The following is a 10,459-nucleotide window of genomic DNA, read 5'->3' on the forward strand; positions in this document are numbered from 1 at the left end:
AAATATATTGAAAATCTTTTCCACCCAAGTCCTTGTCACAAGCGAAAGTGTGAATCTTCGTATATAGGTTCATGTGTCATGTTCAAGTAGCATAGGATGTTGTGACGTTCCAGGGTTCCAAAAATTTTCAATATATTTTCCCTTATAGGCAAGTTACTGTACAAAGAAATCTTAGTGTTAGGAAATCTATAGATAATAGTGGAGGTAAATTATGTTAAATAAATTAGTAATCATAAGGGGAGCAGGAGATTTGGCTACAGCCATAGGACACAGGCTTTTTAAGGTGGGATTTAAGGTTGTTATGACTGAAATAGATACACCTAAGGTAGTAAGAAGGACAGTATCCTTTGCTAATTGTGTATATGAAGGAAATATGTTAGTAGAGGGTGTAGAGAGTGTTAAGACTAATAAGGAACATATTTATAATATATTAAATAATAATAAAATTCCCGTAGTAGTAGATCCCCAGGGAACTATTATAAAGGAATTAAAGGCCCATATAGTGATAGATGCCATAATGGCAAAGAAAAATATGGGTACAAGTATAGAAGATGCTCCTATAGTCATAGGAATAGGTCCTGGGTTTGAGGCATCGGTAGATGTTCATGCTATAGTTGAAACTATGAGAGGCCATGATTTAGGTAGGGTTATATATGAGGGAAAACCTAAAAATGACACGGGAGTACCAGGACCCATAGGTGGATATGATAAGGAACGTCTTCTAAGGTCACCCTGCCATGGGGAAGTGATCACAAATAGTAACATAGGTGATCTAGTTAAAAAGGGCCAAATCATAGGAGAGGTTCAGGGTAAAGAAATAAGAGCACAAATAGATGGCGTATTGAGGGGATTAATAAAAAGTGGTACCTATGTAAAAGAAAATGAAAAGGTAGGAGATATTGATCCTAGGGGAGAAGTTTCTCATTGTTACACTATAAGTGATAAGGGAAGAAATATAGCTGGTGGAGCATTAGAGGCCCTATTAACCTTAATGAAGGAATCTTAAGTATGAGATTAATTGATAGTTTCTCTATTAAAAGGGGGGAAATGATTACCCTTGTGGGTGGTGGTGGAAAGACTACTAGTCTTTTAAATATGGTTGATAACTATTTTTATAGAAATATACTTATTAGTACTACTACTAAGATATATGAACCACCTTACAAATTTGTAGGAATTAATGAATTTAATTATGACAAGGGGCCCCTTTCTATAGGAAGGTATGTTAATGAAGAGGGGAAAGTAGTAGGGGTAGATAAACATTATTTAGATAGAATATACAATAAAAATATTTATGATTTAATCCTAGTTGAAGGGGATGGATCAAAGGGAAGATCATTAAAACTCTATAGGGAAAATGAACCCATAATACCTCCTAACTCAAAGAAATTAATAATTGTTATGGGGGCAGATATTGTAGGAAAGAAATTTAATGAAAAAAATGTCCATAGGTATAGTCTGTCCAATAAAGAAATTAATATTAAAGAAAACCACATACTTACCATAGAAAAAATATATGAAATACTTACAAGCACTACTGGTGTAATTGGAAAAATTCCTTCTAATATGGAAACTTATTTTTTCATTAATAAATGTGATAAACATATGAGTGAAGAAATAATAAAATTAGGAAAACGTATAAGTAAACTAAACATAATAGATAAGGTCATTTATGGAAGTGCTAAAAATGGCCAGGTGTACAAGGAGTTGATTGGGTGATAAGTACTGTCATACTTGCATCGGGAAAATCTACTAGAATGGGAAAGAATAAGCTTTTATTACCATTTAAAGACCATACCATAATAGAAGAAATAATAGATAATAGCCTAAAGAGCAATAGTGACGAAATAATATTAGTTTATAAGGATGAGATTATAGGTAAAATTGGAAAAAATAAAGGTATAAAGACCATACATAATAGGGATTATGAAAAGGGACAGAGTACCTCTGTAAAAAAAGGATTAGAACAAGTAAGCCCTAATAGTAAGGGCATACTATTCATCCTTGGTGACATGCCACTTATTAATGAAAAAATAATTAATAAAATAATAAATGTATTTAAAAATACGAAAAAAGCCATAATAGTTCCCTTATATGATGGAAAGAGGGGAAATCCCGTATTATTTCATAAAAAGTGGAAAGCTAGTATAATGAATATTTCTGGAGACTATGGCCCTAGGCAGATTATAATGGATAATCTAGATGAAATAGAATATGTACATATAGATGATTGTAAGTTTAATTTAGATGTGGATTCTAAAGTGGATTATGAGAGAGTTAAGATGTTAATAAAAAAATAAATACATATGATTTTATAACATTTATATTCATAAGGATATTTTAATGGGGGACAAGATGGATAAAATAAAAGTTAAAGTATTTGGAAATCCTAAAGTAACTAAAAATGAAGAGAATATTACATTTCCATTTAAAAAGGCAGGGGCACTTTTTTATTATTTAATTGTTAATAAACAGGCCACAAGGGATACTCTCGTTAACTTGCTATGGGGTGGTTCTGATGACAAAACGGCAAAGAAAAATTTAAGACAAGCCATGTATAAAATTAGAAAGAGCTTTAATATGGATATTATCATATCTCCTAGAAAATCCATGGTCATGATAAATCCTCATATACATATAGAAATAGATTTAATTGATTTTATGGAACAGAAAATAGATTTAAAGGAATTTTATTATGAAGAATTTTTAAAGGGTTTTAATGTGAAAGATGGGGAAGAATTTGAATCATGGATGATAAATTATAGGGAGTATTTAAATGGTGTGTATATATCTAGATTAAAAGAAAAAATAGAGGGTGAAGATAACATACCCTATTTGAAAAAATTAATAAGGATAGATGAATATGAAGAAGATGCCTATAAAAAGATAATGTTAGCCTATGGTGATCAGGGAAAGTTCTATAAGGTAGAAGAAATATACGAGAAATTGAAAAAACTATTAAAGTCAGAATTAGGAGTAGAACCAGAGGAAGAAACGAAGAAAGTGTATGATAAAATACTTCTAAATAAAAGTTTAAAGGAAATGAGTAAAAGAAAAGAGGACTTCTTTTATGGTAGAAAAAAAGAAGTGGAAATTTTGGCTGAAAACTATAATCTATTTAAAGATACTAAAGAACTTAGGGGTGTTTTAATATATGGAGAAGCAGGTATCGGAAAGACTAAGCTTAGGGAGTATTTTGTAGATAATTTTATAGATAATAAAAACATAATAGTTACAAATTGTTATCAAGCAGAGGAAAGTTATATATTAAAGCCTTGGAATAATGTATTCGTAAAACTATTAGACATAATAAGGGCTACTAATATGAGTATTCCAACCCTTTGGAATAACATTATGGGAAGTATATTTCCTGATTTTATGGAGTTGGATTCTAATTATCATATGATAGAAAAGATAGATACATTAAAATGGCAGGTAGTAGAAGATACTATGGTATCCATAATAAAAAAGGTATCCTTGTATGAACCTTTAGTATTAGTATTAGAAGATATACAATGGATGGATAGGAAGAGTCTTACCTTACTTGAGAATATTATATTAAATGGTAAAAATAATATTTATATGGTGGCCACTAGTAGAAGTGGATATGAAAAAATAGAAAGATTAATAAATTTTAGTGTGAAATATGAAAAAATAGAAAAGATACAATTGAAAAACTTTAATAGAAAAGAGACTAGTGAATTTCTACAAGGTGCCTTCAGGGATTATGAGTGGAATGATAATATTTATGAAAAGGTCTATGATAGTACTTCTGGAAGTCCCTTCTTTTTAACAGAAGTAATAAATAGTATAAAAGAAAACAACAATGTGGATTATATGTCATCTAAGGCTCAAGACATATTAAAAAATAGATTTTTAGACATAGGTAAGGATGCCCTAGATATATTAAATATTATTAGTGTATCCTTTGACAATGTGAATATTGAAATGTTAAGGTCCATAGGTAAAAGGGAGACTATACATATAATAGATATATTAGAAGAACTACAGACAAGGGGCATAATAAAGGAAGTAATAAAAAATGGCAATATAGAGTTTGCCTTTACCCACCAAAAGTTAAGGGATTATGTGTATAATTCCATGTCTAACATGAGAAGAAAGTTCTTTCATGATGAAATAGGTCAGATTTTAGAGAAGGATCTTCATGATGACAAGAGGGACAGATTCCTATATCCTAAATTAATATATCATTTTAAAAATGCCCATAATACCATAAAGTATTTGAAATATAAGGGATTAAATCTAGATGTATATATGAGTTTTAGCCATGAACTATTTCCCGTATTAAGGGATGGAAATATAGAGAATGAATATGCAACCTATTTAACACATAAGGAAGAAAAAAAGGCTTTAGATGAATTAGAAGAAGAAATAAAAGTATTAAATGAAGAAAAATATTATTTAAAGGAAGTAAAGGATATAAACATGAGATTCTTTCATATGTTAGGTAGGTATCTAATAATGAAAGGACAATATGAAAAGGGAACAAACGCCATAGAGAAAATAATATATTTGGCAAGGGAAAATGAAAATCCAGACTATGGCATAAAAGCCTATTTACAGATGATATATTATGGAATTAAGATAAATGATCATAAATGGATGGATAAATATATTAAATTGGCCATGGATATAGCCAAGAGGTGTTCTTATGAAAAGGACCTAGCCATATTGTTAAGATTAAGGGGAATTGAAAGGATGATGGTTGGAAAATATCATGAGGCAGAAGAAAGCTTAAAACAATCCCTAAAGATATTTGAAAAGAAGGACAGATACAAAGAAAAGTATATTTTAAACAGGGCAGCTTGTTATAATTATATGGGTGAAATAAGAAGAAGGAATATGAAGTTTACTTCTGCCCTATATTATTATGATTTAGCCATAGCCATTTGTAACGAAGAAAATATAACTAGGAGTTTTGCCATATTCAACACTAATGCAGGACAAGCAGCATTGGATATGGGAGATTACCATAGGGCTAAGGAATATTTAAAGGAGGCCATAAGGAACTATGAGAGCTTAAATATAATATGGGGAAGGTCCATAGCTAGTTGCTATATGAGTTTGTTGTATGTGATAGATGGCAGATATAAAAAGGCATTAAACCTATTTTCAGAGGGAAAAAAATATGCTAAAAGCCTTAAAAGTCCCTATGAGATGGGAATATACAATCGTGTTTGTGCGGAAATAAGAATGAAGATGAATAAAAATAAAGAGTTAAATAATATTTTTAAAGATGCCATAAGGAAGAATGTGGTGGAATATTGTAAAGAGGGAATAGGAAATTTAGAGGATTTGAGTACTCCTTATGAAATTAATATATTAAAAGTGTTTATGAAAAATAGTGGAGATGATCTTTAGTGAAATGTTTTTTTGAATTTTGTGAAAATATTGGAAAAATGTAATATAATATATATAAGGAACGGTTATTAATATTATATGAAGTTAAAATAGAATATTAATTTTTAAAGGGTCTATGTAATTATAGTGCTAACATTCCATAACTGAACCTAGATACTTATTAAAGGGGGATTGGATATGAATGTAAGAAGTGCAAATGAAAGTTGGACTAGTGGGATTTTTAAATTCCTAATTTTTAGTGCAGTAGGAATATTTATGTTTTTTATTCCCATTAATATGGGTGGAAAAACAACTATACCCCTAGATCATATTGTAACAGGTATAAAAAAATCTGTGCCCTTCATAGCTAAATTATACGCATTAATAATAATCATAGTAGGAAGTATACTACCCTTTAAGGATAAAACATGGAATAAGGACAAAGTAAGGGCCCTATTTTCAATTTTCAAATTAGTTGGTCTAGTAGTGGCATTTATGGTTTACTATAGGTCAGGACCAGAATGGCTACTTGAAAAGGATATGGGGCCCTTTTTATTTTCAAAATTAGTAGTTCCAGTAGGTTTAATAGTACCAATTGGAGCCATATTTTTAAGTTTTTTAGTTGGATATGGACTCTTAGAATTTATAGGAGTTTTAATGGAACCTATTATGAAGCCCATATTTAAAACACCAGGAAGGTCTGCCATAGATGCAGTAGCATCCTTTGTGGGAAGCTATTCAATAGGACTTCTTATTACTAATAAGGTATTTAAAGAGGGGAAATATACTATAAAGGAAGCTTCTATTATAGCAACGGGATTTTCAACAGTGTCGGCCACCTTCATGATTATTGTAGCTAAAACATTAGGTCTTATGGAAATGTGGAATACTTATTTTTGGACCACATTGATAGTGACTTTTTTAGTCACAGCCATAACTGTAAGACTATTTCCACTCAGTAAAAAAAGTGAAAAATATTATGAAGATAAGGATAGTGAAATATTTAATAGACAAGGTAATATATTTATAAATGCATGGAAAGAAGGCATAAAGGCAGCCAATATTTCTAAAAATATGGCAATGAATATTAAGGAAAACCTATTAGACGGAATTAAAATGGCCATGGGAATATTACCATCTATCATGTCCATAGGATTATTTGGATTAGTTTTAGCAAAATATACGTCCCTCTTTGACTATATGGGATATATATTCTATCCATTTATTAAACTACTTCAAATACCAGAACCCATGCTAGCTGCAAAGGCATCGGCAGTAGGCATTGCAGAAATGTTTTTGCCAGCCTTAGTGGTTAAATCGGCTCCTTTAATTACTAAATTTGTCATAGGAGTAGTTTGTATATCTCAGGTATTATTTTTCTCTGCATCCATACCATGTATATTATCAACAGATATACCTATTGATCTAAAGGAGATAGTATTAATTTGGATTGAAAGGACCATATTAACCCTAATATTAGTAATGCCTATGGTTTTCATATTATTTTAATAGTTAGGTATATGAGGATGGATATTAATATCCATCCTCATAATTATGAACACCATATTCTATTAATCCAACGAAATGTGTCTGATAAATCATATTTATTAGCCTTATCTATGAGATAATTTATACTTTTATAATCGTTAAAGGATACATCCTTATCTAGGGGAATATCTAATCTATGGTATCTAGATTTTAATAACATGGATGACAATCTACTTTCTAGGGCACTTTGTCCTAAACTAAATACGTCTAATAGGGGAAGTCCCATTTGTCTGTTGATAATCCACTGGGTTGGACCCCAATTATTTGCATCATCAGGTAATATGGTAGGATTAAATCCTGTCCCTAGGGATAACATGGATATATTATTTAGGGGAATATTTAATTGGGAGGAGGCAACACATATACCTACTAAGGATGGATTACCAGCCACAACGGCTCCATCTATTTGATTATTACATATGGGAAAGAAAGCAGGAACTGTTCCACCAGATAAGGCCACATCCCTAACTAATGCATGTTTGTTTGGAGATAGGGGGGCGTTACTGTAGATCAAAGGTTTTATACTATCTATAGAACCACTTACCTGGACTGTAGTAGTTGCTACTATCTTATGTAAATCTACTAATTGCAAATCTTCTGGGAAGGTATCGTTTATTAGGTCCATAAAATTTCTATTAGAAAAAAGAGGTTTGAACGGATTAATATTTTTACAAGAGAATATTGTTTTCCCATGGTTTTTTAATATATGCTGTATTTTTTCAGGGGTTAATCCATAAGCTAAAGAAAGGCTTATGATGTTTCCTATGGATGTACCTATTATCATGTCCATATCTTCGATTAGGGTAGGGTATTTTTTGCTTAATCTAAGTAGTAAAGTATTTTCTAATATGCCCCTTACTCCACCAGAATCTAAGGATAAAATTTTAAATTTTCTATTTTTTTTAATAACCATAATATTCACTCCCGAATATGATAAATATGGTTATAAAAACCATATTACATAATATTCATCATATGCTCATAAAGTTACATGATTTTAGTATATATCCTATTTTAGAACCCTATTTAATAAATAGCTAATATGATAAAATTTGAATTTTGCGACAAAAGATTTTATAATAAAAGGAAAATAGAGGTAAAAGCTAATAGGCATAGAATTACTTAGAATGAAGGAGGAAAAAATATATAATAACTACAAAAGATGGAAAATCACCAAAAAACCCCTGAAAATACATATTGCATAATATATATATATATATTACATTATAACTATGATTAGCACTCACTGATGATGAGTGCTAATAAAATGGAATATAAAAATTTAATTACATATATAAGGAGGTTTTCTTATGAACATAAGACCATTAGGAGACAGAGTTGTAATAAAGAAGTTAGAGGCACAAGAAAAGACTAAAAGTGGAATAGTCCTACCTACTCAAGCTAAAGAGCAACCACAGATGGCAGAAGTTGTAGCTGTAGGACCAGGTGGATTAGTAGAAGGAAAAGAAGTAAAAATGGAAGTGGAAGTAGGAAATAAAGTAATATTTGCAAAATATGCAGGAACAGAAGTTAAACATGATGGAATTGAATATACAATCTTAAAGCAAAATGACATTTTAGCTATTGTTGAATAATAAATTTAGGAGGGAAATCTTATGGCTAAGGATATTAAATTTAGAGAAGAAGCTCGTCGTAAATTAGAAACAGGGGTTAATAAATTAGCGGATACAGTAAAAGTAACATTAGGACCTAGGGGAAGAAATGTTATTTTAGATAAAAAATTTGGATCTCCACTTATTACTAATGATGGAGTTACAATTGCAAGGGAAATAGAATTAGAAGATGCCTATGAAAACATGGGAGCTCAATTAGTTAAGGAAGTTGCAACTAAAACTAATGATGTGGCAGGAGATGGTACTACTACAGCAACACTACTTGCTCAAGCTATTATTAGGGAAGGTATGAAAAATGTTGCAGCAGGAGCTAATCCTATGATACTTAAAAAGGGTATTCAAAAGGCAGTAGATGTATCTGTTGAAGAAATAAAAAATATTTCTAAGATTGTTGAAGGAAAAGAATCTATTGCACAGGTTGCTTCAATTTCTGCCGCTGATGAAACTATAGGAGCTTTAATTGCTGAGGCTATGGAAAAAGTAGGAAAAGATGGAGTTATCACTGTAGAAGAATCTAAATCTATGGGAACTACTTTAGATGTGGTAGAAGGTATGCAATTTGATAGGGGCTATGTATCTCCTTATATGGTTACAGATGCAGAAAAGATGGAAGCTGCATTATCTGATCCATATATCCTAATTACAGATAAGAAGATTACTAATATTCAAGATATATTACCTGTACTTGAGCAAATAGTACAACAGGGTAAAAAATTATTAATAATATCTGAAGATATTGAGGGAGAAGCATTAGCCACATTAGTAGTTAACAAATTAAGAGGAACATTTGAATGTGTTGCTGTTAAGGCTCCTGGATTTGGAGATAGAAGAAAGGCCATGTTACAAGATATAGCTATCTTAACTGGTGGAACAGTAATTTCTGAAGAATTAGGATTAGATTTAAAGACTGCCACATTAGAAATGCTTGGTCGTGCAAACTCTGTGAAAATTGATAAGGATAACACTACTATTGTAGATGGTGCTGGAGATTCTTCTGCCATTGAAGATAGAGTAAGACAAATCAAGTCTCAAATAGAAGAAACTACTTCTGATTTTGATAGGGAAAAATTACAAGAAAGATTAGCTAAGTTATCTGGTGGAGTTGCAGTTATTGAAGTTGGTGCTGCTACAGAAACTGAGCTAAAGGAAAGAAAGTTAAGAATAGAAGATGCTTTAAATGCTACTAGAGCTGCTGTTGAAGAAGGTATCGTATCTGGTGGTGGAGTTGCACTTCTTAACACAATTGATGTTGTGAAAAGTCTAGTAGAGTCTCTAGAAGGAGATGAGAAAACTGGTGCTAAGATAATTAGACGTGCCCTTGAAGAACCAGTAAGACAAATAGCTGCTAATGCAGGTCTTGAAGGATCTGTAATTGTAGAGAAGGTTATTAATGGAGATAAGGGTGTAGGATTCGATGCTTACAAGCAAGAATATGTAAATATGATTGAAGCAGGTATAGTAGATCCTACTAAGGTAACTCGTAGTGCCCTACAAAATGCCGCATCTGTTTCTGCCATGTTACTTACTACAGAAGCTGCAGTGGTAGATATTAAGGAAGAAAATGAAGGTCCAGCAATGCCACCAATGGGCGGTGGAATGCCAGGAATGATGTAATAAATTAAGAGCAGGCTAGTTAGCCTGCTCTTTTTGGTATCTCTGTATATAAAATTGTATTTAAAGCTGAATTTTAAATTCAGCTTTATTTTTTTTTGGCAAAAAGAGATTTTTTGAGACTAATTCTAATATGAATATAGTATGGGACAACTATAGATTTCTTGGTTTTAAATTTGTTTTATACAGTAACTTGCCTATAAGGGAAAATATATTGAAAATCTTTGGAACCCTGGAACGTCACAACATCCTATGCTACTCCAACATGACACGTGAACCTATATACGAAGATTCACACTTTCGCT

Annotated in this window: 8 protein-coding genes; 7 read left to right on the plus strand and 1 reads right to left on the minus strand. The window is 31.4% G+C overall.

The features are described 5' to 3' along the window. Positions 1-211: 211 nt before the first annotated feature. The 5 genes from yqeB to N4A57_RS01195 all read left to right on the plus strand — a co-directional run bounded on the left by yqeB (position 212) and on the right by N4A57_RS01195 (position 6,870). The gene (gene yqeB / locus N4A57_RS01175; protein WP_293655535.1) at positions 212-1,006 is read left to right on the plus strand and encodes a selenium-dependent molybdenum cofactor biosynthesis protein YqeB; all 795 of its coding nucleotides are present in this window, start codon (positions 212-214) and stop codon (positions 1,004-1,006) included. A gap of 2 nt (positions 1,007-1,008) precedes the next feature. Then, a complete protein-coding gene (yqeC, locus tag N4A57_RS01180; RefSeq protein ID WP_293655536.1) occupies positions 1,009-1,719 on the plus strand; it encodes a selenium cofactor biosynthesis protein YqeC in 711 nt (236 codons plus the stop codon). Continuing rightward, the gene (mocA, locus tag N4A57_RS01185; protein ID WP_293655538.1) at positions 1,716-2,300 is read left to right on the plus strand and encodes a molybdenum cofactor cytidylyltransferase; all 585 of its coding nucleotides are present in this window, start codon (positions 1,716-1,718) and stop codon (positions 2,298-2,300) included. The genes yqeC and mocA overlap by 4 nt, the downstream gene beginning before the upstream one ends. Before the next feature lie 55 nt (positions 2,301-2,355). Continuing rightward, complete coding sequence (locus tag N4A57_RS01190; protein ID WP_293655539.1) at positions 2,356-5,382, plus strand: BTAD domain-containing putative transcriptional regulator; 3,027 nt, start codon at positions 2,356-2,358, stop codon at positions 5,380-5,382. A gap of 177 nt (positions 5,383-5,559) precedes the next feature. Next, positions 5,560-6,870: a YjiH family protein gene (locus tag N4A57_RS01195; RefSeq protein WP_293655540.1), complete on the plus strand. Its 1,311-nt coding sequence runs from the start codon at positions 5,560-5,562 to the stop codon at positions 6,868-6,870. 43 nt (positions 6,871-6,913) lie between these two features. Here the strand turns inward: N4A57_RS01195 and N4A57_RS01200 are convergent, their stop codons facing one another. Then, entirely contained in the window at positions 6,914-7,822 is a 909-nt protein-coding gene (locus N4A57_RS01200; RefSeq protein ID WP_293655541.1) for a patatin-like phospholipase family protein, read from the minus strand. Between the two features lie 397 nt (positions 7,823-8,219). Between N4A57_RS01200 and groES the strand changes: the two genes are divergently transcribed. Both groES and groL read left to right on the plus strand, forming a co-directional pair. Then, the gene (gene groES, locus N4A57_RS01205; RefSeq protein ID WP_293655542.1) at positions 8,220-8,504 is read left to right on the plus strand and encodes a co-chaperone GroES; all 285 of its coding nucleotides are present in this window, start codon (positions 8,220-8,222) and stop codon (positions 8,502-8,504) included. Between the two features lie 21 nt (positions 8,505-8,525). After that, complete coding sequence (gene groL, locus N4A57_RS01210) at positions 8,526-10,157, plus strand: chaperonin GroEL (RefSeq protein WP_293655544.1); 1,632 nt, start codon at positions 8,526-8,528, stop codon at positions 10,155-10,157. The last annotated feature ends 302 nt before the right edge of the window (positions 10,158-10,459 follow it).

The sequence above is a fragment of the Anaeromicrobium sp. genome (assembly GCF_025210435.1).
Lineage (GTDB): Bacteria > Bacillota > Clostridia > Peptostreptococcales > Thermotaleaceae > Anaeromicrobium.

Bases quoted from the DNA above. Each gene is read 5' to 3' on its own strand.
- yqeB (WP_293655535.1), top strand. From the start codon at position 212: ATGTTAAATAAATTAGTAATCATAAGGGGAGCAGGAGATTTGGCTACA.
- yqeC (WP_293655536.1), top strand. From the start codon at position 1,009: ATGAGATTAATTGATAGTTTCTCTATTAAAAGGGGGGAAATGATTACC.
- N4A57_RS01190 (WP_293655539.1), top strand. From the start codon at position 2,356: ATGGATAAAATAAAAGTTAAAGTATTTGGAAATCCTAAAGTAACTAAA.
- N4A57_RS01195 (WP_293655540.1), top strand. From the start codon at position 5,560: ATGAATGTAAGAAGTGCAAATGAAAGTTGGACTAGTGGGATTTTTAAA.
- N4A57_RS01200 (WP_293655541.1), bottom strand. From the start codon at position 7,822: ATGGTTATTAAAAAAAATAGAAAATTTAAAATTTTATCCTTAGATTCT.
- groES (WP_293655542.1), top strand. From the start codon at position 8,220: ATGAACATAAGACCATTAGGAGACAGAGTTGTAATAAAGAAGTTAGAG.
- groL (WP_293655544.1), top strand. From the start codon at position 8,526: ATGGCTAAGGATATTAAATTTAGAGAAGAAGCTCGTCGTAAATTAGAA.